Origin of the sequence: Streptomyces sp. ICC1, from assembly GCF_003287935.1 — a bacterium.
GTDB classification, from domain to species: domain Bacteria; phylum Actinomycetota; class Actinomycetes; order Streptomycetales; family Streptomycetaceae; genus Streptomyces; species Streptomyces tritrimontium.
This window is the reverse complement of record NZ_CP030287.1, coordinates 6496031-6518165: the sequence shown is the minus strand read 5'-3', so window position 1 is coordinate 6518165 and position 22135 is coordinate 6496031. Positions and strand designations below refer to the sequence as shown.

Genomic DNA, 22135 nt, shown 5'->3' with positions numbered 1-22135 from the left:
GGTGGACCGGGGCGTGGCTTATCTTCGTGCGATTCGGGCTGCCCGTCGGGCGGCCCGTTTTCATATGTCACGTCGCACATGTTCCCGTGGGGGGTACTTCGTCATGTCCTTGAGCACGCCCAGCCAGTCACCGCAATCGGCCCATGTCCTGCAATCCCCGCAGGGGTTGGCCACGGCCGCGACCGCGCTGTTGTCCGTGGGGGCCGCCGTGGATCTCTTCTCGTCCGGGGTGAGCCTCTACACCTGGAACCTGATGAAGGACTTCGTCGGCGCTTCCACGCCCTCCGACCCCGTCGACCCCCTTTCCGACGACCTCGCCTCCGCCGACTCCCTCTCCACCGGCGCCGACCTCGTGCAGGCTCCGCTCTACCTGGCCACCGGCTTGGTCTTCATCCTCTGGTTCCACCGCGTCCGCTGCAACGGCCAGGTCTTCCGGCCCGACGGTTTCAGCCAGTCCGCCGGGTGGGCCATCGGCGGCTGGTTCGTCCCGCTCGCGAACTTCTTCTTCCCGTACCGGACGGCGCAGGAGACCTGGGACGCAAGCACCCAGAACAGGTCCGACGGCTCCTTCCGCCGGGTCTCGGGCGCCCCCGTGGTCGCCTGGTGGGTGATGTTCATCGCCAGCTGCCTGCTGACCTGGGGCGCCTCGAGGAAGTACCGGGCGGCCGAGACGACCGAAGCGGTCCGCGCCGCCGACCTCTTCGCCGCCGTCGCGGACCTGACCAGCGTCGCGGCCGCCTTGCTGGCCGTCGTCTTCGTGCGGAAGCTCACCGCCATGCAGCACACGAAGGCGACCCAGGGGCCGAACGCCGCGGTCTGAGGTCTCCCGCGGCCCCGGCCCTACTGCGCCGCCGTCAGCCCGTCCTTGGCCGCGCCGCGACTGAGGACGGCCTCGGTGATCTCGTCGCGGGCCTCCTCGTAGTCCTCGCGGCCGGGGTGCGCGGCGAGGGCGGCGGGGAGGTTGACGACCCGGCCGGCTCCGAGATCCATCATCTGCGGGACGAACTCGGCCTTGGCGACCTGCCAGCGCTGCCCGGGGGCGGCCGGCGGGGCGAAGGTGAACCGGCCGATGGAGCCGTAGTTGCCGCGCATGTCCCGGGCGCCGGTGTGGTTGAACATCTCGCCGGCCACCTGGTCGCCCATGCCGTAGATGATCCAGGTCCCGTTGACCTTCTCGTACGGCTGCGGGACGTGGGCGTGGGTGCCGAGCACGAGGTCCACGTCGGGGCGGCCGCCGGTCTGCGAGGCGGTCAGCGCCTTGCCGAGGGCGAGCTGCTTCCCGTCCGGCTCGGTCTCCCATTCGGTGCCCCAGTGGAGGCTGACGAGGACCACGTCGGCGCCCGCCTTCCGGGCGGCCCGCGCGTCCGCGACGATCTTCTCCTCTTCCATCAGGTTCACGGCCCAGGGCTGCCCGTCGGGCATCGGGTAACCGTTGGTGTCGTACGTGTACGCGAGGTGCGCCACCTTCGCCGATCCGGCGGTGTACATCGTCACGGCGCCGGCCTCGGCCGCCGTGCGGGCCGAACCCGCGTGCTTCAGGCCCGCCTCGTCGAAGGCGTCGAGGGTGCGCTTCAGTCCGGCGGCGCCCCCGTCGAGGGTGTGGTTCGAGGCGGTGGAGCAGCCGTCGTACCCGGCGTCCTTCAGCCCGGCGGCGATCTCGGGCGGCGACTGGAAGGCGGGGTAGCCGGTGAACGGGCCGCCGTCCGGTCCGTAGACGGTCTCCATGTGGCAGATGGCCAGGTCCGCGGCCGAGACGACCGGCTTGACGCCGGAGAACATCGGCCGGAAATCGTATCCGTCGCCGTCCGCGTCGGAGGCGGCCCGGCGGATGACGGACTCGTGCGGCAGCACGTCGCCGCTCGCGACCAGGGTGAATCCCTTCGCGGCGGGGGCCGTGGTGGATCCGGGAGCTCCGGAGGGTGCCTGCGCCGCCGGGGAGCCCGCGAGGCGGGCCGGCGCCCGGTCCCCGCCGGCGGAACAGCCGGCGACGGCCGCGAGCGCGACGGCCGACAGGAGTGCGAGGGCTTGGCGGGTGCGTGCGGTCATCGGTCCCGGCTCTCCTCAGATAAGTACTACTAACTGATCACCTGTCAATTCATAGAAAGAGACGCACCAAGTCAAGAGACGGCTCCGCGGCCGGCCTTCCGCTCACCCCAATGGCCGTTCGGCGCGCCGTTCGACCGTTCACCGCCCCGCGCGGCCGCCCACCGGACGACCCGGGCGCTTGGGCGCACCGGCTCCACCGGACGGTTCCCGGTCGGCTCCGTGCAGGTCAGGGTGGATCCGTCGAGCTCGAACGGAGTCTCGAACAGACCCCGAACGGACCCCCGGAAGGAGCCTCTCGTGCCCCTGGCCCCCACTCTCCGGCGCACGGACCCCGAAGCGCTGGCCGAACTGCAGCGCGAGCACGGGAGGGCTCTGTTCGGTTTCCTGCTGAGCCTCACGGCCGGGGACGCGCAGCGCGCGGAGGACCTCGTGCAGGAGACCCTCCTGCGGCTCTGGCAACACCCGGAGGTCCTGGCCAGCGGGCACGAGTCCCTGCGCCCCTGGCTGTTCACGGTGGCCCGGCGGCTCGCCATCGACGCCCGGCGGGCCCGCCTGTCGAGGCCGCTGGAGGTGGACCCCGAGGGGATGGAGCACGCTCCGGCGCCGGGGGACGCGGTGGCGGGCTCGGTGACGGCCATAGACGTGCGGCGGGCCGTGGGCTCACTGGGGGCGGAGCACCGGGAGGTGCTCATGCAGGTCTACTTCCAGGACCGCTCGGTGGCCGAGGCGGCGGCGGAGCTCGGCATCCCCGCCGGAACGGTCAAGTCCCGTACGTACTACGCCCTGCGCGCCTTGCGCAAAGACCTCCAGGGATACGGGTACGGCCTCGGGGCCTAGGCCGCCGGCGCGGCGGCTCCGCCGTCGGCCTGGGGCATATGCGCCAAGGAATGGCCTGAACGCTCACAGACCGGACATGAATCGCATCGAAATCGGCATGGAACCGTTCAAGTTGAGTAAACACCCCCCACTCCGCGATCCGTGCAAGGAAGGCTCGTGGCCGACGGCGGGGACGGCTCGACGCGTGCGGGAGAAGGTGGAACGGTGCAGCCCGAGGGTTCGAACGGCACCAGTGACGGCGGGGGCGGCCTGGCGGTCCCCATGGCGTGGCTCTACTCGGAGTACATCGCCGACGAACTGCTGCGCACGGGCCGGCTGATCCCGGTCAGCACCCTGGAGTTCCGGGCCGGGCGCGACACGCTCGCGCTGACCATCTACCTCTCGGACGCGGCCGGCGAGCTCTCCGGGATCCGGGTCGTCTCCCAGCTCGACGAGTGGATGTCGCTGACGGCGTACGGGCACCCGTGGCGGGACTGGGTCCACACCCGCTTCCTGGCCCTGGGCGAGGAGGCCCGCGAGCTCGGCCGCGGCGAGGACCCGGACCTGGAACTGGCCCGCGCGGCCTGGCGCTGGCTGGACCACACGGAACTGTTCGCCACCAACCTCGACCCGGGCCGCCACGGCCACGCCGACACCCCGCCGGGCCTGGACGAGAACGCCCGGGTCTGGACCCCTGCCTGGCAACTGGGTCTCCCGTTGGGCCACTTGGCGATGCACCTGTTCTGACCCGCTTCTGACCCGCGGGACGCCCGGAGCCCGGGCGAGGGCCAGGGCCGGGTCCCCCGCCGGGGGCCCGCTACTCGGTCCGGCGCGGGCCGGGCGCCTCCGCCGGATCGGTGACCAGGCCGGTGAAATCGGCCTCGTTGCGCTCGGCCCGGACCACGTACGCGCGGGCGACGAGCCACATCACCGGGTACACGAGCACGCCGAGCACGACCCACACCAGCGGCCCCGAGGCCACGCGCGGGAGCAGGAACAGCAGCGGCAGCAGCCCGACCAGGGCCGCGAGCGCGGCCAGCGCGCAGAGCCCGGCGCGGAGCTGGCTGCGCATGAGGGCCCGGACGTACGTGGCGCCCAGGGTGGTCTGCTCGGAGATCTCGGACCGGGCCGGGGTGTGCGCGGGCGGCCGGCGGCGGGCACCGCGCGGCACCCCGGTGACGACCTCCCGCCGGGGCGTCTGCGCCTGCTGCTCCTCGGCCACGGGCCGCAGTCTACGTCGACCCCCGGCGGCTACTTGAGCAGTTTGGACAGCCGGCGGTCGGCGAGCGGCTTGCCACCGGTCTGGCAGGTGGGGCAGTACTGGAGCGAGGAGTCGGCGAAGGACACCGAACGGACGGTGTCCCCGCACACCGGGCACGGCTCGCCCGCCCGGCCGTGCACCCGCAGCCCGCTCTTCTTCTCGGCCTTGAGCCGGCCGGCGGCCACCCCGTGCGCCCGCTCGACCGCCGAGCGCAGGGTCTCCCGGACGGCCGCGTACAGGTGGTCCGCCTGCGCCTCGTCGAAGGACGCGGCCAGCTTGAAGGGCGACACCTTCGCGTGGTGGAGGATCTCGTCGCTGTACGCGTTCCCGATGCCCGCGATGACGCCCTGGTCGCGCAGCACGCCCTTGATCTGCCGCCGTTCACCCGCGAGCAGCGCGCCGAAGGCCGCCCGGTCGAAGCCTTCGGCGAGCGGGTCGGGGCCGAGGCGGGCGATCCCCGGGACCTCCAGGGGATCGTGGACCACGTACACGGCGAGCCCCTTGCGGGTCCCCGCCTCGGTCAGGTCGAAGCCGCCGCCGTCGCGCAGGACCAGGCGCAGCGCGAGCGGCCCCTTGCCGGGGCGCGGCGGCTGCGCCGGGACCTCGTCCATCCAGCGCAGCCAGCCGGCCCGGGCGAGGTGGGTGACGAGGTGGAGCTCGCCGATCCGCACCGCCAGGAACTTGCCCCGGCGGTCCGTGGCCCCGGCCCGCTGCCCCTCGAGGGCGCTCAGGGGCGGCTCGTACGTCTTGAGCACGCTGACGGCGAGCGGGAGGACGCGCTCGACCACCCGCCCGGCGAGGTGCTCGTCGAGGAACTCCCGCAGGGCCTCGACCTCGGGCAGCTCGGGCATGCCCCCAGCCTGCCGCGCCCCCGGGCGAAGCGCGAGCCGGGGACGGGTCCGCCGGAGCCGGTCCGGTCGCGGGGCCGGGGCGGGGGCCGGCCTCCTCCCAGTCGGCGGGGGCCGTGAAGGTGTCGGCGGGGCGGGCCAGGCCCTCGGCGAGGCTCTCCTCGGCCATGGCGGAGCCCTCCAGACCCACCAGGATCCGCACCGGCTGCTCCTCGTCCTCGGCGTACTCCCGGCCAGGAGGCCCGACCGGCTCCTCGAAAGGGTAGGTCGTGGGCAGCGTCAGATGGGTATAGGAGACAGGGGGCGGGCGGCCCGCGTAGGGATCGCCCCGAAGGCCGGGACCCGCCCGCTCAGTTCCGTGGACGGCGTCCGCTCACCGCGAGCCGTCCGGCGCTCCGGCGGCCCGGCCCGGCCGGGACAGCAGGAAGGCCGCGAAGGTCAGCAGCCAGGCCCCGACCGCGATCCAGAGCAGCACCTCGCCGAGGGGGCGCAGCCACCCCACGCCGGTCGGGTCGGCGGCGGAGAGGCAGGCGGTGGCCGTCATCCCGAGCGGGAAGACGCTCGACCAGCGCCGGGTGTCGTAGCGCGGGCGCGGCGCGAGCGCCTCGGCGGCCATGAGGACGACGTACCAGGCCAGGGAGAGGCCGAGGGCGGCCAGGGTGACGGTACGCAGCCCCGCGTGCGCCCAACCCGTCCACACGGGTGACGCCGTGAGTCCGGCCGCGGCGAGGGCCGTGATGGCCAGCGCCCCGCCGGCCACCCAGTGGTCGCCCGCGCCGGAGACGACCTGACGGAAGTCGAAGCGGACGAGGGCCTCGGCGTAGAGCAGCAGTCCCAGGCAGAAGGCGGCCAGCGCGGCCCGGTCCAGCCAGTCCTGCCCGGTGGTCGCGGCCAGGCTGCCGGCCAGGACGGCGAGCCCCTGGGTGGCCACGCAGACGAGGAAGGCCGCGCCGGGCATCCGCCGCCCCCAGTGCTTCAGTACGGCGAACAGCAGCCCGGGCCAGAGCGCGGCGGCCAGCACCAGCAGGGCCGCCGCGACCTCGTGCCATCCCAGCAGGGAGAGCCGGGCACCGAGGACGGTCGTGGCGGCGACGGCGGTGAGCGCCGCAGGGGTGTCGGCCTCGGACCGGAAGCGCCGCCGGTCGCCCAGCAGCCGGGCCGCGAAATCGGCCGCGAGCAGGCACCACAGCACCGCGCAGACGGCGAGGGCCGCGAGCGACAGGGTGCCGCGGCCGATCAGGTGCAGGCCGACCGAGATGATCCCCGACGCCATGACGGCGGCCCCGGCGGCCGGCGACAGCTCGGCCCACCAGCGGGCGCCCGCGGAAACTCGCATGCTCCCAGCGGACACCACGGGGCCGGGCCGGGCCGGGGCGGCGCGCCACCGGGCCGCGACGACGACCCGTCCGGGTGCCGGGTGCCGATTGCCCGGTGCCGGGTGCCGATTGCCGCGCCGCGCGCCGCGCGGGCATTCATCGCGATATTCCGATCACCCACCCACCCGGCCGGAAGAACGGGAAATATGGCCGTCCTTTCAAAGCAATTGGCGTGGAATACACGGAGCCATGTGGAGGACTCCGACGGGTTTCACGACACTCCCGGGACCCCGCGTCCGATTTCCGGGTCGGCCGCTACGGTTCATTCCTGAACGGTTCGCTTTTCGCGTATGGGAGATAAGAAATGCAAGCCGTTGTCACCGAGCAGCCGAAACCCGCTCCGGCCCAGCCGGCGAGTTTCGTTCAGGAAGTACTGCGGGGTGTCGCGCAGGTCGATTTCATGCCCAATGCGATCACGGGCATCCTCTTCCTCGCCGCCCTCGCCGCCGCCGGCTGGCAGTACGCGCTCTACGGCCTCCTGGGCGCCGTCGTCGGAACCGGCACCGCCTACGCCTTCGGCATCGACCGCGAGATCGTCTCGGCCGGGCTGCGCGGTTTCAACGGCACCCTGGTCTCGCTCGGGTTCGCCGTGTTCCTCGGGTGGGACCACCTGTCCACCCTGCTGCTCGCGATCGGCGGCAGCATCACCGTCGTGGTCGTCACCTCGGCGCTCGCCACGATCCTCGGCACGTGGAACATCCCCACGTTCACCGCGCCGTTCTGCATCATCGCGAGCGTCATGACGATCGCCGCGCCCGGCTTCTCCCGGGTCTGGCACAGCGGACCCGACTTGGCGGCGCTCCCCGATTCCGCCACCGGGACCACCGCCCTGAGCTGGGACCAGCTCTGGCACGCCTTCCTCTCCAATGTCGGCCAGATCTTCTTCATGCCGCAGTGGTACGTCGGGCTGATCTTCCTGGCAGGCATCTTCGTGGCCGACCGCTGGGCCGGCGCCATGGCCTGTGTCGGCAGCGCAACCGCCATCTTCGTGGCCTGGGCGATGGGTTCGCCCTCCGACGGGGTGTCGCAGGGGCTCATGGGCTACAGCAGCGTGCTCGTCGCCATGGCCCTGTGCGGGGTGTTCCTCGTCCGCTCCGCCTGGAGCTTCGGCTTCGCCGTGCTGGGCGCCGCGGCCGCGACGGGCCTGACGGCGGCCATGACCGCGTTCTTCGCCCCGTTCGGCGGGCACACCTTCACCTGGCCGTTCGTCCTGACCACGCTCGTCTTCGTCGCCGCGGTCCCGGCGATCCCCCGGCTGCGGCGCACCTGAGGCGTACGCATCCCGCCCGTGCGCGGCCGGACCCGCGCACGGGCAGATCCGCGCGGACCCGTGCGGACCCGGGTCACACCCACCCGGGTAGCGGCCGCCCCGGGTCGCACGCCCCCGGTACGCACGCACCCGAACCACCTCGAGAGCCGAAAGTGAGTGACCGATGAATCTCGCTCCCCGTGAGATGGACAAGCTCTGGATCTACGTCGTGGCCGACCTGGCCCGCAAGCGGCGCGAGCGGGGCGTCAAGCTCAACTACAGCGAGGCCTGCGCCCTGATCAGCGAGGGCATCCTGGAGGGCGCCCGCGACGGCAAGACCGTCGCCGAGTGCATGGAGCTCGGCAAGCAGCTCGTCTCCGCCTCCGACGTCATGTCCGGCGTACGGGAGATGCTGCCGCTGCTCCAGGTCGAGGCCGCCTTCGTGGACGGCACCAAGCTCGTCTCCTGCCACGACCCCGTCGGCGCCTGAGTCATGGCCGCAGTCGCACCCGAACGGCCGGGCCGGGCCAGGGAATCGGAGCGCTCCGTCGTCCTGGCCGGGGGCCACGAGGGCGGCGCGGCGGCCGGCGCCGTGCAGACCGGCCGGCCGCTGGCCGAAGCCGTGGGCGAGGCGCTCGCGGCCTCGTCCGGTCCCGTCTGCGTGGTGCCGATGACGCTGGGGCGCGACCCCGGGCTGATCGCCGACTGCGCCCGCGCCCTGCGCTGGCTCGGCCGCGACCAGGAGCCCGGACGGCTCGTCCTGGCACCGCCCTTCGCCACCGCGGACCACCTGACCGCGTGGCTGCGCACCGCCGCCCTCAAGGCGGTGCGCGAGGCGCCCGAGGGCTCCGCCGTCCTGGTCACCGCGCCCGCGGCCGGACCGTTCGAGGACGCGGACCTCTTCCGGGTGGCCCGGCTCGTGCGGCAGTACGGGCACCACCGCTGGGTCGAGGTCGCCTTCGACGGCGGCGACCCGGACCTCGCGGACGGGGCCGATCGCTGCCGCCGCCTGGGGGCGTCCCGGGTCTGCCTGGTGCGGGCGGCGTTCGCCGGGCCGGACCGGGTTCCGGCCGGGGTCCTGGACACCGGCCCGCTGCTGTCGCGGGCCGCCGTCGACCAGGTCGTACGGACCCGGGTGCAGGAGGCCCTGCACCGGCTGTCCCACGGGCGGGACGGCATCACCGAGGGCCTGGACGCCGAGCACGGCCACGGGTACGCGCACGCGCACGGCCCGGGCGGCGACCACAGCCACGGCCAAGGCCAAGGGCACAGCCACGGCCAAGGGCACAGCCACGGCCAAGGGCACGGCGACGACCACGGGCACGACCACGGCCGCACGCACGGCCGCCCCCACCACTGATCCCGAGGAAGGGAAGTACCGCCATGTCCGGTGGCGCAAAATACCTCTACGGCGAAGGCACCGTAGAGATCAACTCCGGCCGCCGCAAGGCCAAGGTCACCGTCTCCAACACCGGTGACCGAGCGGTCCAGGTGGGCTCGCACTACCACTTCTTCGAGGTCAACCGCGCCCTCGACTTCGACCGCAACGCGGCCTACGGCATGCACCTCGACCTTCCCTCCGGCACCGGCGTGCGCTTCGAGCCGGGCGACACCCGCGAGGTCGAACTCACCGCGTACAGCGGCCACGGCCGCATCATCGGCTTCAGCTCGCTCACCGACGGCGGCCTCGGCTCCACCGACACCCGCATCCGCGCGCTGCGCCGGGCGGTCGAGCTCGGCTTCAAGGGCGCCCGCATCGAGGACGTCCACGCCGAGCCCGCACCCCGCGCGGCCGGCGCCGGAGACGGCGACGGATCCAAGACGGGCAGCGGCAGCGGCAGCGGCAGCGGCAAGAAGAGCAAGTCCCACAAGAAGGGCGACAAGTAGATGGCTGTCCTGAGCCGCAAGCAGTACACCGACCTGTTCGGACCCACCGTCGGGGACCGCTTCCACCTGGCGGACACCAACCTGGTCGTCGAGGTCGAGAAGGACCACAACGAGGGCCACTACGGCGACGAGGCCGTCTACGGCGGCGGCAAGGGCATCCGCGACGGCATGGGGCAGGATCCGCAGGCCACCAACCTGCAGGGTGCCCTGGACCTGGTCATCACCAACGTCGTGGTCATGGACGCGATCCTCGGCGTGGTCAAGGGCGACCTCGGTATCAAGGACGGCCTCATCGCGGGCCTCGGCAAGGCCGGCAACCCGCACACGCAGTCCGGGGTCCACCCCAAGCTGGTCATCGGGCCGGGCACCGAGGTGATCTCGGGCGAGCACCTGATCGCCACGGCCGGCGGCATCGACTCCCACATCCACTTCATCGCCCCGCAGCAGGCCGAACACGGCCTGTCCAACGGCATCACCACCATGATCGGCGGCGGCACCGGCCCCTCCGACGGCACCAACGGCACCACCTGCACGCCGGGCCCGTGGAACATCGGCCGGATGTACCAGGCGGTCGAGGACCTGCCGGTCAACGTGGGCCTGCTGGGCAAGGGCAACGGCTCGCTGCCGGAAGCACTGATCGAACAGGTCGAGGCGGGCGTCTGCGGCCTGAAGGTCCACGAGGACTGGGGCACCACCCCGGCCGCGCTGAGCAGGGCCCTGGACGTGGCCGACACCTACGACGTGCAGGTCGCCGTCCACACCGACACCCTCAACGAGTCCGGCTTCTTCGAGGACACCCGCTCCGCCATCGACGGGCGCACCATCCACACCTTCCACACCGAAGGCGCGGGCGGCGGCCACGCCCCCGACATCATGCGCGTCGCCGGCGAGCCCAACGTGCTGCCGTCCTCGACGAACCCGACGCTGCCGTACACCGTCAACTCCGTCGACGAACTCCTCGACATGGTGATGGTCTGCCACCACCTCTCCCACGACATCCCCGAAGACGTCTCCTTCGCCGACTCCCGCGTCCGCGCCGAGACGATCGCCGCCGAGACCGTCCTGCACGACGAAGGCGTCATCTCGATCTTCTCCTCCGACTCCCAGGCCATGGGCCGCATCGGAGAATCCTGGACCCGCGCCTTCCAGACCGCTCACCACTGCAAGGACCAGCGCGGCAAGCTCGACGGCGACACCGAGCGCAACGACAACTTCCGCGTCCTGCGCTACCTCGCCAAGATCACGATCAACCCGGCGATCGCCACCGGCACCGCCGAGCACATCGGCTCCCTGGAGACCGGCAAGCTCGCCGACATCGTGCTCTGGCCGATCGGCTCCTTCGCCGCCAAGCCGAAGATGGTCATCAAGGGCGGACTGATCAACTGGGCGCTCATGGGCGACCCCAACGCCTCGCTGCCGACCCCCCAACCGGTGTACTACCGGCCGATGTTCGGCGCGTACGGCAAGGCCAGGCAGGCCACCCGCGTCTCCTTCATGTCGCAGGCCGCGATCGACCTCGGCGTGCCGCAGAAGCTGGGCCTGGACAGCAAGGTCCTGCCGGTGAGGCACTGCCGTACGGTCGGCAAGCAGCACATGGTCCGCAACGACGCCCTGCCCGTGATCGCCGTCGACCCGGAAACGTACAAGGTCACCCTGGACGGGGTGCCCGCGACCATCGAGCCGGCCCGCGAACTGCCCCTGAACCACCTGTTCTACCTGGCATGAGCACCACCTCGACCCCGCCGGGCGCCTCGCCGGTCCAGGCCCTCCTGGTCAGCCTCCAGCTGACCGACTCGGCCTTCCCCAGCGGCTTCTACACCCTCTCCCACGGCCTGGAGGGCTACGCCCAGGCCAAGGCCGTGACCCCCGAGGGCGTACCGGAGCTGCTGGCCGACCTGCTGCGGCACTCGGTGGGACCCTCCGACGCCACCGCGCTGGCGCTGGCCCACCGGGCCGCGCTGGCCGGCGACTGGGACGCGCTCGCCGAGACCGACCAGCGGCTGCACGCGACCAAGCTGAACGAGGGGCTGCGCCGCGCCGCGACCCGTACCGGCCGCCAGCTGCTGGACATCGCCCGCGAGTGCGTCGGCGGCGAGCCGCTGGAGCGGTACGCCTCGCTCGTCGCCGCCAAGCGGGCCCCCGGCTCACAGGCGGTGGCCGCCGGGGTCGCGTACGCGGCCGCCGGCGTCCCGGCCGAACAGGCCCTGGTCAGCGACCTGTTCGCCTATTCGGCCAGTTTCACCGGGGCGGCGCTGCGGCTGCGGCTCACGGACCACCGCAAGGCGCAGGTCATCCTGCGGGGCATCGCGCCCGTCATCGAGGAGGTGGCGGGGGCGGCCCTGCGACGCGAACTCGCCGATCTGGGCGGGTGCGTTCCGATGGCGGACGTGATGTCGGGCCGTCACGAGCGCGCCGAGGCACGGCTGTTCGCCACCTGACCCCTTCCACCCCACCGGCTCTCCAGAAGGTGTGTGACTGTTGATGAACGAGGACAACGTCCTGCGGGTCGGCATCGGCGGCCCCGTCGGCTCCGGCAAGACGGCGCTGATCGAGGCCCTGGTGCCGGTGCTCATCGGGCGCGGCCACCGGCCGGCCGTGATCACGAACGACATCTACACGCAGGAGGACGCCCACCACGTGCGCCGCGCGCTGGCCGGGGTCCTCGACCCCGAGCGGGTCGTGGGCGTGGAGACCGGCGCGTGCCCGCACACCGCCGTGCGCGACGACCCCACGATGAACCTCGCCGCCGGCGCCGAGATGCTCGAACAGTTCCCGGACGTCGACACCCTGCTCTACGAATCGGGCGGCGACAACCTCACCCTGACCTTCAGCCCGGTCCTGGTCGACCTCTTCCTCTTCGTCCTGGACACCGCCGAAGGCGAGAAGATGCCCCGCAAGCGCGGCCCCGGCATCACCGAGTCCGACCTGCTCGTCATCAACAAGATCGACATCGCCCAGTACGTGCGCTGCGACCTCGTCGTCATGGAGTCCGACGCGCACCGCGTGCGCGACGGACGCCCCGTGGCCCTGACCAACTGCCTGACCGGGCAGGGCCTGGAGGAGGTCGCCACCTTCATCGAGTCCTTCCGCCGGGTGCCGGCGTGAGCCTCGTGGCGACCGCCCCCGTGCCCGCGGCCCCTGCACCCGCCGCCCCCGCGCCGACGCCGCGCGTCCGGCTGGACCCCGCGCACTACGAGCCGCCGCGCGTCCCGCCCGAGGTGCTCCGGCACGCTTCGGCGCCCGACACCCTGGGGGTGGGGCGGCCGGGCAAGGTCGGCCTGCTCGAACTGGGCTTCGAGCTGGTCGGCGGCCGCACCGAGCTGGTGCGGCACTACCAGAAGTCCCCGCTGCAGATCATGCGCCCGCTCTACTTCGACCCGCACCGCCCCGATCTGCCGATCACCTTCCTGATGTCCACGGGCGGCGGGATCATCCAGGCCGACCGGCTGCGCACCGAGCTCGACTTCGGCCCCGGCACCTCGGCGCACGTCACGACCCAGGCGGCCGCCAAGGTCTACCGGATGGAGCACGACTACGCCGCCGCGCAGGTCTTCCTGACCGCCGGGCCGCACGCGTACGTCGAGTACCTCCCCGACCCCGTCATCCCCTACGTCGATTCGCGCTTCTACCAGCGCACGGTCGTCACGGCCGACCCCACCGCCACCGTGCTGGTGAGCGAGACGGTGCTGTCCGGCCGGCTCGCGCGCGGCGAGCACAACGCCTACCGGGTCTTCGCCTCCGACTTCGAACTGCGGCGTCCGGACGGCGGGCTGGTCGCGCTGGACACCGTACGGCTGGAGCCCGGGAACGGTAGCGGGGGCAGGGATACGGACGGCGAGCGCGGCGGCCTCGGCAGCAGCGCGGTCGACGGACCCGCCGTGCTGGCCGGCCACTCCGTGACGGCCTGCTTCTTCGCGGTCAGCCCGCTCGCGCCCGCCCGCGAGCTGGCCGACCTGCTGCACCGGACCCTGGCCGACAGCGGGCTCCCGTACGGGGTCAGCGTGCTCCCGCAGGACTGCGGGGCCTGGGTGCGGGTGCTCGGCGACCACACCGAGCCCGTGACCCGGGCGCTCACGGCCGTCTGGGACGCGGTCCGGCGCAGGCTGATCGGCGTACCGGCGCCGGCCCTCCGCAAGACCTGAACGCACCTGCGTACCCACGCCCCTGCGCACCCACGCCCCTCCTGCCCGTCCACGACCAGAGAGATCCCCACCACCATGCCCAGTGGCTACGACACGGGTAATACCGCCTGGATGATGGCGAGCACCGCGATGGTGCTGCTCATGACCCCGGGCCTCGCCTTCTTCTACGGAGGCATGGTCAAGACCAAGCACGTGCTGGTGATGCTCAAGATGAGCTTCGCCTGCCTGTCGCTGGTGACGATCCTGTGGGTCGCGGTCGGCTACTCCCTCGCCTTCGGCAAGGACTCCGGGGCCGGCCTGATCGGCAACCTCGACCACGCGTTCTTCCGGGGCATCGGGATGGACTCCCTGCACGGTTCCATCCCGACCATGATCTTCGCCTGCTTCCAGATGTCCTTCGCGATCATCACGGTGGCGCTGATCAGCGGCTCGATCGCGGGCCGGGCCACCATGAAGGGCTGGCTGGTCTTCGTCGTCGCGTGGACCCTGCTGGTCTACGTGCCCACCGCGCACTGGGTGTTCGCCTCCGACGGCTGGATCCAGAAGTCCCTGGGCGCGCTCGACTACGCCGGCGGCCTGCCGGTCGAGCTCAGCTCCGGCGCCTCGGGGCTCGCGGTGGCGATCGTGCTGCGCAAGCGCAAGGACTTCGAGCGCGAGACGATCCGCCCGCACAACCTGCCGCTGGTCGTCATCGGCCTGGCGCTGCTGTGGTTCGGCTGGTTCGGCTTCAACGCGGGCTCCGCGCTCCAGGTCGAGGGCAGCGCGCCGACCACCTTCTTCAACACGCAGTTGGCGGCCGCGGGCGCGATGATCGGCTGGCCGATCATCGAGAAGTGGCGGCTGGGCCACGTGGAGATGCTGGGCGTCGCCTCGGCGGCGGTCGCGGGCATGGTGGCCATCACCCCGGCCTGCGGCGAGGTCTCCCCGATCGGCGCGCTGATCATCGGCTTCGTCGCGGGCGTCGTCTGCTGCTTCGCCGTCAACATGAAGTTCAAGATCGGCGTGGACGACACCCTCGACGTGGTCGGCGTGCACGGCTGGGGCGGCATCGTCGGCGTGCTCTCCATCGGCTTCTTCGCCACGGCCGCGATGAGCGGCAAGAAGGGCCTCTTCTACGGGGGCGGCCTCGACCTGCTGTGGCGCCAGGCCGTCGCCGTCCTGGCGGTGGGCACCTTCTCCTTCGTCATGACCTGCCTCATCGCCAAGGTGATCGACATGACCGTCGGCTTCCGCACCTCCGAGGAGTACGAGAACGTACCCGGCCGCGAGGAGGAGGTCGCGTACGACAACGAGACCCTCGATCAGATCCGCGACCGGATGGGCGGCTCCGGCGACGCGGCCCGTGAGTCCGCGCCGGTGGGCGCGGGCGTGGGAGCGGGCGCGGCCAAGGACGCCGCGGAGCGCCGGGACGCCGCCCTGCTCGCCGAGATCGTATCCGTGCTGGACCGACGAGAGCGTGACAAGTGAACGCCCACATGATCACCGCTACGGCCGCGGCGGCGGCCGTAGCCGACTCCGGCAACGCCGCCTGGCTGATGATGGCCTCGGCGCTGGTGCTGCTGATGGCCCCCGGCGTGGCCTTCTTCTACGGCGGCATGGTCCGCACCGGCCAGATCGTCGCCATGCTCAAGATGATCTTCTTCTGCATCGTGATCGTCACCGTGCTCTGGTTCGCGATCGGCTACTCCCTGGCGTTCGGCCCCGACGCCGGCGGGCTCGGCGTCATCGGCACCCTCGACCGGGCCTTCCTGCGCGGGATCGGCTCCGGGTCCCTGACCGGATCCGTGCCCACGGTCACCTTCGTGGTCTTCCACCTGTCCTTCGCGATCGTCACCGTCGCCCTGATCGCCGGCTCCATCGCGGGCCGCGCCAAGATGGGCGGCTGGATCGCCTTCGTCATCGCGTGGACCCTGCTGGTCTACATCCCCATGGCGCACTGGGTCTTCGATCCGGCCGGCTGGGTCGCCGCGCAGCTCGGCGCCGTCGACTTCTCCGGCGGCACGGTCGTGGAGATCGGCTCGGGAGCCGCCGGGCTCGCCCTCGCCACCGTCGCGGGCAAGCGCGCGGACTTCGAGCGCCAGGACATCCGGCCGCACAACCTGCCACTGGTGGTCATCGGGCTGTCCCTGATGTGGTTCGGCTGGTTCGGCTTCAACACCGGGTCCTCGCTCGGCACCCCGGGCGGCGCCGCGATGGCCTTCCTCAACAGCCAGCTCGCGGCGGGCGCCGCGATGGCCGGCTGGGCGGTCACCAGCTGGTGGCGCACCCGGCGGGTCGGCCTGCTCGACATGTGCATGGGCGCCGTCACCGGCCTGGTCGCCATGACCCCGCTCGCGGGCGGCGTGAGCCCGGTGTGGGCCAGCATCATCGGCTTCCTCGCCGGTCTGACCTGCGCGTTCGCGATCAGCTGGAAGTACCGGTTGGGTGTGGACGACACCCTGGACGTCGTGGGCATCCACGGCTGGGGCGGCATCGTCGGCATGGTCATGGCCGGCCTGTGCGCGACCGGGACCCTGACCGGGCACAAGGGCCTCTTCTACGGGGGCTCCTGGGACCTGCTGGGCAAGCAGCTCACCGCCACGGTGGTGCTGGGCCTGTACTCGTTCGTGATGACCGCGCTGATCGGCAAGGTCATCGAGGCCACCATCGGGCTGCGCGAGCCCGGCGGGATGGTGGAGGAGGAACAGGCGTACTCCGAGGTCCTCTACGACAACCTCAAGGAGCTTACCGCCGACCACGGGCGCGCCCCGGGCACGGACGAGGAGGCGGAAAGCGCCTCCGCGCTCGTGGCCCGGCTGCGCGAGGTGCTGCTGACCGCCCCGACCGGCCCGGAGGGCGGCGGCGGGCAGATCGGCGGCGGTCGGGAGGACGACGGCGGCCGGGGGTGAGCACGGTCGGCGTGGCCGGTCTGCCGGAGCCGGGCGGCGAGGGCCCGACTCCCCGCCGAAGGAGCGCGGCGGGCCCGCCCGTCCGGGACTCCGCCTGCGTCGACGGACCGGGTCAGCCCGTGAAGCCCAGGGCGGCCAGCGCCTTCTCGATCCGGGAGCGGTGCCGCTCCTCCCAGGCGTCCAGGGATTCCGCGGACTCCTCGGCCAGCTTGGCCCGTGCGGCGAGCAGGATCTCCTCACGGCGGGCGGCGGGGGTGACCACGATGCCCTCCTCGTCCGCCACCACGATGTCGCCGGGGTGCACGGTCACGCCGCCGACCCGGACCGGTTCGCCGAGCGAGCCGATCTTCTTCTTCGTCCCCGGGATCGGGACGACGCCCCGGGCGAAGACGGGGAAGCCCGCCTCGCGCACCTCGCCGAGGTCGCGGATGACCCCGTCGACCACGAAGGCGGCGATGCCCCGGCGCTGGGCTACGGCGCACACGTTGCCGCCGGCCAGGGCGTGGTCCACGTCGCCCGACTCCACGACGACGACCGAGCCGGGCTGCGCGCGGTAGATCGCGGCGTGCAGCATCAGGTTGTCGCCGGGCTCGCAGCGCACGGTGTACGCGGGTCCCGCCACGCGCGGAGAGTCCCACAGCGGGCGGATGCCGATGTCCATGACCTGCTCGCGGCCCAGCAGGTCGGCGAGGGTGGTGGGCGGGACGTCCTCGAACGCGCTGTTCACATCGGATCCTTCTCTTCGAACCGTGCCGGCCCTGCGGTCCGTGCTCTGCGGGTCAGCGGCGGTCGCCGGTGTCGACGAGCACCTGCAGCAGCTTCCGCAGCGTCGTGCTGGAGACGTGCATGGTGTAGGGGAGGTACACGACCTCGACCCCCACCTCCGCGAAGTCGCGCTCCCATTGGGCGCCGCGGAGGGTCCCCTTCCAGTCCTCGCCCTTGAACAGGCGGTGGAAGCCGACCTGCCGCCAGGCCTCCATCTTCTCGAGCGTGGTGTCGACGACGGCCTCGTCGACGAACTTGACCGAGCTCACGATCTCGAGGCGCTCGTGGAGCGGCACCACCGGGGCGTGCCCCTTGTGGCCCGCGGCCTCGTCGGTCAGCACGCCGGCCACGAGGTGGTCGCACTGGCCGCGGGCATGCCGCAGGAGGTTCACGTGCCCGATGTGGAAGAGGTCGAACACGCCGGACGCATAGCCGACAACGCGAGACACGAGACTCCCCCAGACCGCAATGACCTCCCCGAGCACACGGGGCACCGCGATCGTAAGGCACTGCGACAGGGCGACGCACAGCTGGCCCTGCGGTGAACCGGCGGGGGCGTCCGCTATCCGGAATCCGGACTCCGGTGCGCGTGGACCCCCGGTCCGCCTCCGCTCTCTGACACCCTGGGGCACATGGACGCTCCCACCCCCGGCGCCTGGCTGCGCGCCGGCATCAGCCGTGACGGCGGCCCGCTCCTGGAGACCGGGCACGTCGTGTGGATCCAGTCCGGCGCCTTCTACGCGGACAGCCGCGGCTTCGCCGGGACCACCGCCTACGACGGCGAGCAGGTCACCTTCCACCACGACGTCGGCGAACCCGGCCACGACGTCGGGACCCTGCGCGCCGAGGGCACCCGCATGGTCGAGAGCGGCACCAACCCCGACGGCAGCACCTTCCTGGAGGTGTGGACGCCGCTGCCCGGCGCCGCCGGACCCGACGGATCCTGGACCGCCGCCGGCACCCAGACCGTCCGGGCGGGCCGGCACGTCGTCCACGTCGACGCCGACGGCCTGGGGACGCACTTCGTCCTCGCCGAGGACTGACCTCTCGCTCAGAACGGCTTGGTCGGGAGGTACTTGCCGTCCAGGGTGATGACCGCGCGCTCGCCGCCGTCGGGGTCGGCGACCTTCCGCACGTCCAGCTTGAAGTTGATCGCGCTGATGATGCCGTCGCCGAACTCCTCGTGGACCAGGGCCTTCAGCGTGGTCCCGTACACCTGGAGCATCTCGTGGAACCGGTAGATCGTCGGGTCCGTCGGGACGGAGCCGGGGAGGGAACCGCGGGTCGGGATGGTCTGCAGCAGCAGCGCGGCGTCGGCGTCCAGGCCGAGGATCCCGGCCGCGGCCTCGGCGGCGCCGGTGGGCAGGGGGTGCTGGCCCAGCAGGGCCGCGGTGACGAAGGCGACCGAGAGGCCGGTCGGCTCGGCGATCTGGCGCCAGGTGAGGTCCTTGCGGGTCTTGGCCTCGACGGCGGCGATGGCCAGGGCCTGGCGGGCGGCGGGGTCGAACTGGGCGTGCACCATGAGAGGTCGGTTTCCTTTGCTCGTTCTCGCGGAGGGGTGGAGGGGTGGAGGGGTCGAAGGAGCCACTCCCCCAGCCCCCGGAGGACCAGCCCGCGTGCTCGCTCTCCGCCTAGCCCGCGGCTCCCGCCCGCTCGTCCAGCTGCGCCGGCTGCTGGTCGCCGCGGCCTCGGCCGGCAGCGGCTTCCTGCTGCTGTACGTGCTCGCGGACGCCACGGCCCGGTCTGCCGGATCGTTCCCCCAGCTGCTGTGGGCCCTCGTGCCGCTCGCCGTCACCGTCCAGTTCGCCGTCGCCGTGGCCCGCAGCGACCCGGCGACGCGGCCCCGGGAAGGCCTCGACGCCGCCGGGCTGGGACCACTGCGGCTCACCCTGATCGCGACGATCTCCACCGCCGTCGCCTGCGCCCTCGGCAGCGCCGTGGCCCTGGCCGTCTTCCTCCATCTGCGCGGAGACGTCGCCGGGCTGCCCTTCGACGGCGCCGGGGTGCGGCTCCTGCACGCCGACCGGCCGCTGCCCGTCGCCGCCGCCCTCACCCTGCTGGCCCTGCTGCCGCTGGCGGCCTCGGCCGCCACAGCCCTGGCCCTGCGCCCCCACCCCCGGCCGGCCCCGCAGACCGTGCTGCCCTGGGGCATCGCCCTCACCGCCTGCGGGCTCGCCGCCCTGGCCTACGCCGCACCCGGCGGCGCCGCCCTGCCCGCCGGCTGGGCGCTGACCGCCGTCGGGCTCGCCCTCGCCGGTCCGGGTCTGGCCTACGCCTGCGGGACGCTCGTCCAGGCCGTCCGCCCGGGCGCGCTGCGGCTGCTGGCCGGCCGGACCCTGCAAGAGGAGGCTCCCCGGCTCGGCGCACCCCTCGGCGTCCTGTGCGCCGTCGCCGCGGGCGCCCTCAGCGCCTCGGCCCTGCGCGGACACGGAGGCCTGCACGTCCCGCTCGGCCCGCTGACCGCGCCCGCCGCGGCCCTGGTCGTGCTGTGCGCGGGAGCGACCCTTCTCACATCCGCGGTCGAGGTCCGCCAGGCCCGGGCCGCCACCCGCGAGACACTGGCCGGCCTCGGCGCCCCGAGCGGGGTCCTGCGTACGGCCGCGACCGTACGGGCCACGGCGCTCGTCACCGCGTGCCTGGCGATCAGCTGGGGTGTGTCACAGCTGACGTCGCTGGCATTGACCCGCTGAGGCGGGCAGCCCTTAGGGTGAGCCGAATGGTCAACGGATACATCAAGACCGAGATCGAGACGCTCACCGAATTCGACCAGGTGGCGGCCCGCGGCTCGCTCAGCGGCTACCGCATCCAGTCGGTCAACCTGCTGGAGCGGACCTTCGCGCTGCTGTCCGCCGACACCTCGGCCGCCGTGTTCCTGGGCTGCGCGATGGAGCCCGACGCCTCGGTCAAGGTGCGCGCGGACGGCGCCCTGGTCTTCCCGCCCGTCCCCGACCTGCCCTTCAACCCGTACCGGGGGCTGCTGTACACGGCCGAGGAGTTGTTCGCGGGACTGCCCGCCGGCTACGAGGCCACCCCGGACGCCGAGTCCTACGCCTGGTTCCAGGAGACCAAGGCCGACGGCGACGTCTTCTCCTCGATGCTGCGCTCCATCCACGACGACGCCATCTCCGACGCCCTCGACGAACGCCTCGCCGGCGCCCGCGTGGTCGGTGTGATGGGCGGCCACGCCATGGCCCGCGGCGGCGGCGAGTACCAGGGCGCGGCGGAGCTCGGCCGGACCCTGACCCGCTCCGGGCTCACCGTCGCCACCGGCGGCGGCCCGGGCGCGATGGAGGCGGCCAACCTCGGCGCGTACCTCGCCCCGGCCCCCGACGACGCCTTGCCCGAGGCCCTGAAGATCCTGGCCACGGTGCCTTCCTTCACCCCCTCCGTCTCCGGCTGGGCGAAGGCGGCCTTCGCCGTGCGCGAACGCTGGCCGGCCGCGCCCGGCGGCGATTCGGTGGGCATCCCGACCTGGTTCTACGGGCACGAGCCGCCGAACGCCTTCGCCGGGCACATCGCGAAGTACTTCGCGAACGCCACCCGGGAGGACGGGCTCCTCGCCCGGTCCAACGCGGGCGTGGTCTTCCTGCCGGGCGCCGCGGGGACCGTCCAGGAGGTCTTCGACAGCGTGACGCCGAACTACTACGGTTCCCGGGGCGCGCCGACCCCGATGATCCTCGTCGACCGCGCCCACTGGACCCAGCACCTCCCGGTCTGGCCGCTGCTCCAGGCGCTGGCCCGCGGCCGGGCGATGGAGTCCCGGATCGCGCTGGTCGACTCCGTGGACGAGGTCCCGGACGCCCTCGCTTCGATGAGCTGACCCCCGCAGGCAACTTCCCGCCCCTTTCACACGTCTGGAAGAGGTACGCACAACGCAGAACCTGCCAGACGTGAACGGAGCCCCCGGGTGCTCATAGGCCTTCTGACCGCCATCGCGGCATCCATCTGCTACGGCACGGGATCCGTCCTGCAAGCCGTGGGATCCCGGCGGGCGGCCCGCTCGTCGCCGGCCGCCGACGGAGTCACGCAGCATGGCGGCCCCAACCTCTCCTCCACCGCGAAGGCGGCGATGACCTGGGAGTTCATCGTCGGCACGATCCTGGACTTCGTGGGCTTCGGCCTCGGCGCCCTGGCCGCGCGCCTCCTGCCGCTCTTCCTCTCACAGACCGTGATCAGTGCCAACCTGGTGGTCACGGCCGTGCTCAGCGTGAAGATGCTGGGCATCCGCCTGACGCGCAAGGAGTGGACCTCGATCGGGGTCGTCTGCACGGCCCTGGTCCTGCTGGCGACCGCCGCGGGCCACGAGGGCGGCCACCACGCGCCGTCGGCCACGCACTGGTGGCTGCTGGCGGTGACCCTGCTGATCATCGTGGGCGGCACCGTGGCCGTACGCCTCCTCGGCGGCCGGGCCGCGATCCTGGCGGGCCTGCTCTCGGGCCTGGCCTTCGGCGCCCTGGGCGTCGGGGTCCGCATCCTGAACGGCGTCGAGCCGTTCTCCTTCCCGGCCCTGCTGGCCGACCCGGCCCTCTACGCCATCGTCCTGGCGGGGGTCGGCGGCATGTACCTGCACACGGTGGCGCTGCAGATCGGCTCGGTGAACGGAGCCACCGCCGCGCTGGTGGTCGGCGAAACCGTGCTCCCCGGCGCGATCGGCGTCCTGTGGCTCGGCGACGCCTCCCGCCCCGGCATGGCCTGGCTGGCGGTCCTCGGCTTCGTGCTGGCGGTCACCGGCGCGGTGGCGGTCGCCTGGTTCGGCAACCACGAGGGCGCCGAGGAGGAGGCGGAACTCACCCCCGCCGGCATCTGAGCCCAGGGGGCCGGGGCCGCAGCACCCGAGCCCGGGGGGCGGGGCGCAGC

At 72.7% G+C, this 22135-nt stretch carries 24 protein-coding genes; 17 read left to right on the top strand and 7 right to left on the bottom strand.

Annotation, left to right across the window (positions count from 1 at the left end; all coding sequences use genetic code 11):
• Positions 1-208: 208 nt before the first annotated feature.
• The gene (locus tag DRB96_RS30595; RefSeq protein WP_162688746.1) at positions 209-820 is read left to right on the top strand and encodes a DUF4328 domain-containing protein; all 612 of its coding nucleotides are present in this window, start codon (positions 209-211) and stop codon (positions 818-820) included.
• 20 nt (positions 821-840) lie between these two features.
• Here the strand turns inward: DRB96_RS30595 and DRB96_RS30590 are convergent, their stop codons facing one another.
• Complete coding sequence (locus tag DRB96_RS30590) at positions 841-2046, bottom strand: CapA family protein (RefSeq protein WP_112451381.1); 1206 nt, start codon at positions 2044-2046, stop codon at positions 841-843.
• Positions 2047-2343: 297 nt separating this feature from the next.
• Between DRB96_RS30590 and DRB96_RS30585 the strand changes: the two genes are divergently transcribed.
• Positions 2344-2883: a sigma-70 family RNA polymerase sigma factor gene (locus tag DRB96_RS30585; RefSeq protein ID WP_112451380.1), complete on the top strand. Its 540-nt coding sequence runs from the start codon at positions 2344-2346 to the stop codon at positions 2881-2883.
• A 261-nt stretch (positions 2884-3144) separates the two neighbouring features.
• Entirely contained in the window at positions 3145-3609 is a 465-nt protein-coding gene (locus DRB96_RS30580) for a hypothetical protein (RefSeq protein WP_162689004.1), read from the top strand.
• 70 nt (positions 3610-3679) lie between these two features.
• On the opposite strand, the gene DRB96_RS30575 is transcribed toward DRB96_RS30580, so the two are convergent.
• The 3 genes from DRB96_RS30575 to DRB96_RS30565 form a co-directional block, all read right to left on the bottom strand.
• Complete coding sequence (locus tag DRB96_RS30575) at positions 3680-4084, bottom strand: hypothetical protein (protein WP_204357850.1); 405 nt, start codon at positions 4082-4084, stop codon at positions 3680-3682.
• 29 nt (positions 4085-4113) lie between these two features.
• Positions 4114-4974 (bottom strand): DNA-formamidopyrimidine glycosylase family protein, encoded by an 861-nt coding sequence (locus tag DRB96_RS30570; RefSeq protein WP_112451379.1) that lies wholly within the window; start codon positions 4972-4974, stop codon positions 4114-4116.
• A gap of 370 nt (positions 4975-5344) precedes the next feature.
• Entirely contained in the window at positions 5345-6307 is a 963-nt protein-coding gene (locus DRB96_RS30565; RefSeq protein WP_112451378.1) for a tellurite resistance/C4-dicarboxylate transporter family protein, read from the bottom strand.
• 413 nt (positions 6308-6720) lie between these two features.
• On the opposite strand from DRB96_RS30565, the gene DRB96_RS30560 reads away from it, so the two are divergent.
• The 10 genes from DRB96_RS30560 (at position 6721) to DRB96_RS30515 (ending at position 16513) form a co-directional block, all read left to right on the top strand.
• Complete coding sequence (locus tag DRB96_RS30560; RefSeq protein ID WP_275432088.1) at positions 6721-7617, top strand: urea transporter; 897 nt, start codon at positions 6721-6723, stop codon at positions 7615-7617.
• Between the two features lie 163 nt (positions 7618-7780).
• Positions 7781-8086 carry an urease subunit gamma gene (locus DRB96_RS30555; RefSeq protein WP_112451376.1) on the top strand — a complete coding sequence of 102 codons (306 nt, stop codon included), beginning with the start codon at positions 7781-7783 and terminating at the stop codon, positions 8084-8086.
• A gap of 3 nt (positions 8087-8089) precedes the next feature.
• The gene (locus tag DRB96_RS30550; protein ID WP_112451375.1) at positions 8090-8956 is read left to right on the top strand and encodes a hypothetical protein; all 867 of its coding nucleotides are present in this window, start codon (positions 8090-8092) and stop codon (positions 8954-8956) included.
• A 23-nt stretch (positions 8957-8979) separates the two neighbouring features.
• Positions 8980-9483, top strand: coding sequence for an urease subunit beta (locus DRB96_RS30545; protein ID WP_112451374.1), 504 nt, complete (start codon positions 8980-8982; stop codon positions 9481-9483).
• Positions 9484-11208 carry an urease subunit alpha gene (ureC, locus tag DRB96_RS30540; RefSeq protein ID WP_112451373.1) on the top strand — a complete coding sequence of 575 codons (1725 nt, stop codon included), beginning with the start codon at positions 9484-9486 and terminating at the stop codon, positions 11206-11208.
• Positions 11205-11921: an urease accessory UreF family protein gene (locus tag DRB96_RS30535; protein WP_112451372.1), complete on the top strand. Its 717-nt coding sequence runs from the start codon at positions 11205-11207 to the stop codon at positions 11919-11921. The genes ureC and DRB96_RS30535 overlap by 4 nt, the downstream gene beginning before the upstream one ends.
• 43 nt (positions 11922-11964) lie before the next feature.
• The gene (gene ureG / locus DRB96_RS30530) at positions 11965-12588 is read left to right on the top strand and encodes an urease accessory protein UreG (RefSeq protein WP_112451371.1); all 624 of its coding nucleotides are present in this window, start codon (positions 11965-11967) and stop codon (positions 12586-12588) included.
• Between the two features lie 71 nt (positions 12589-12659).
• Complete coding sequence (locus DRB96_RS30525) at positions 12660-13625, top strand: urease accessory protein UreD (protein ID WP_239516885.1); 966 nt, start codon at positions 12660-12662, stop codon at positions 13623-13625.
• A 75-nt stretch (positions 13626-13700) separates the two neighbouring features.
• Positions 13701-15092 carry an ammonium transporter gene (locus tag DRB96_RS30520; protein WP_112451370.1) on the top strand — a complete coding sequence of 464 codons (1392 nt, stop codon included), beginning with the start codon at positions 13701-13703 and terminating at the stop codon, positions 15090-15092.
• 8 nt (positions 15093-15100) lie between these two features.
• Positions 15101-16513, top strand: coding sequence for an ammonium transporter (locus tag DRB96_RS30515; protein WP_162688783.1), 1413 nt, complete (start codon positions 15101-15103; stop codon positions 16511-16513).
• A 112-nt stretch (positions 16514-16625) separates the two neighbouring features.
• Here DRB96_RS30515 and DRB96_RS30510 read toward each other — a convergent pair whose 3' ends face one another.
• Both DRB96_RS30510 and DRB96_RS30505 read right to left on the bottom strand, forming a co-directional pair.
• Positions 16626-17240, bottom strand: coding sequence for an RraA family protein (locus DRB96_RS30510; protein ID WP_239516388.1), 615 nt, complete (start codon positions 17238-17240; stop codon positions 16626-16628).
• A 52-nt stretch (positions 17241-17292) separates the two neighbouring features.
• Complete coding sequence (locus tag DRB96_RS30505; protein WP_112451368.1) at positions 17293-17727, bottom strand: adenylyltransferase/cytidyltransferase family protein; 435 nt, start codon at positions 17725-17727, stop codon at positions 17293-17295.
• Between the two features lie 183 nt (positions 17728-17910).
• On the opposite strand from DRB96_RS30505, the gene DRB96_RS30500 reads away from it, so the two are divergent.
• Entirely contained in the window at positions 17911-18321 is a 411-nt protein-coding gene (locus DRB96_RS30500) for a hypothetical protein (RefSeq protein WP_112451367.1), read from the top strand.
• A gap of 8 nt (positions 18322-18329) precedes the next feature.
• Here the strand turns inward: DRB96_RS30500 and cynS are convergent, their stop codons facing one another.
• Positions 18330-18800 carry a cyanase gene (gene cynS / locus DRB96_RS30495; protein WP_112451366.1) on the bottom strand — a complete coding sequence of 157 codons (471 nt, stop codon included), beginning with the start codon at positions 18798-18800 and terminating at the stop codon, positions 18330-18332.
• Positions 18801-18894: 94 nt separating this feature from the next.
• Here cynS and DRB96_RS30490 point away from each other — a divergent pair, with 94 nt between their 5' ends.
• The 3 genes from DRB96_RS30490 (at position 18895) to DRB96_RS30480 (ending at position 22085) form a co-directional block, all read left to right on the top strand.
• Positions 18895-19968: a hypothetical protein gene (locus DRB96_RS30490; protein WP_112451365.1), complete on the top strand. Its 1074-nt coding sequence runs from the start codon at positions 18895-18897 to the stop codon at positions 19966-19968.
• A gap of 26 nt (positions 19969-19994) precedes the next feature.
• Positions 19995-21098: an LOG family protein gene (locus DRB96_RS30485; RefSeq protein ID WP_112451364.1), complete on the top strand. Its 1104-nt coding sequence runs from the start codon at positions 19995-19997 to the stop codon at positions 21096-21098.
• 87 nt (positions 21099-21185) lie between these two features.
• Positions 21186-22085 carry a DMT family transporter gene (locus DRB96_RS30480; RefSeq protein WP_112451363.1) on the top strand — a complete coding sequence of 300 codons (900 nt, stop codon included), beginning with the start codon at positions 21186-21188 and terminating at the stop codon, positions 22083-22085.
• Positions 22086-22135 lie beyond the last annotated feature (50 nt).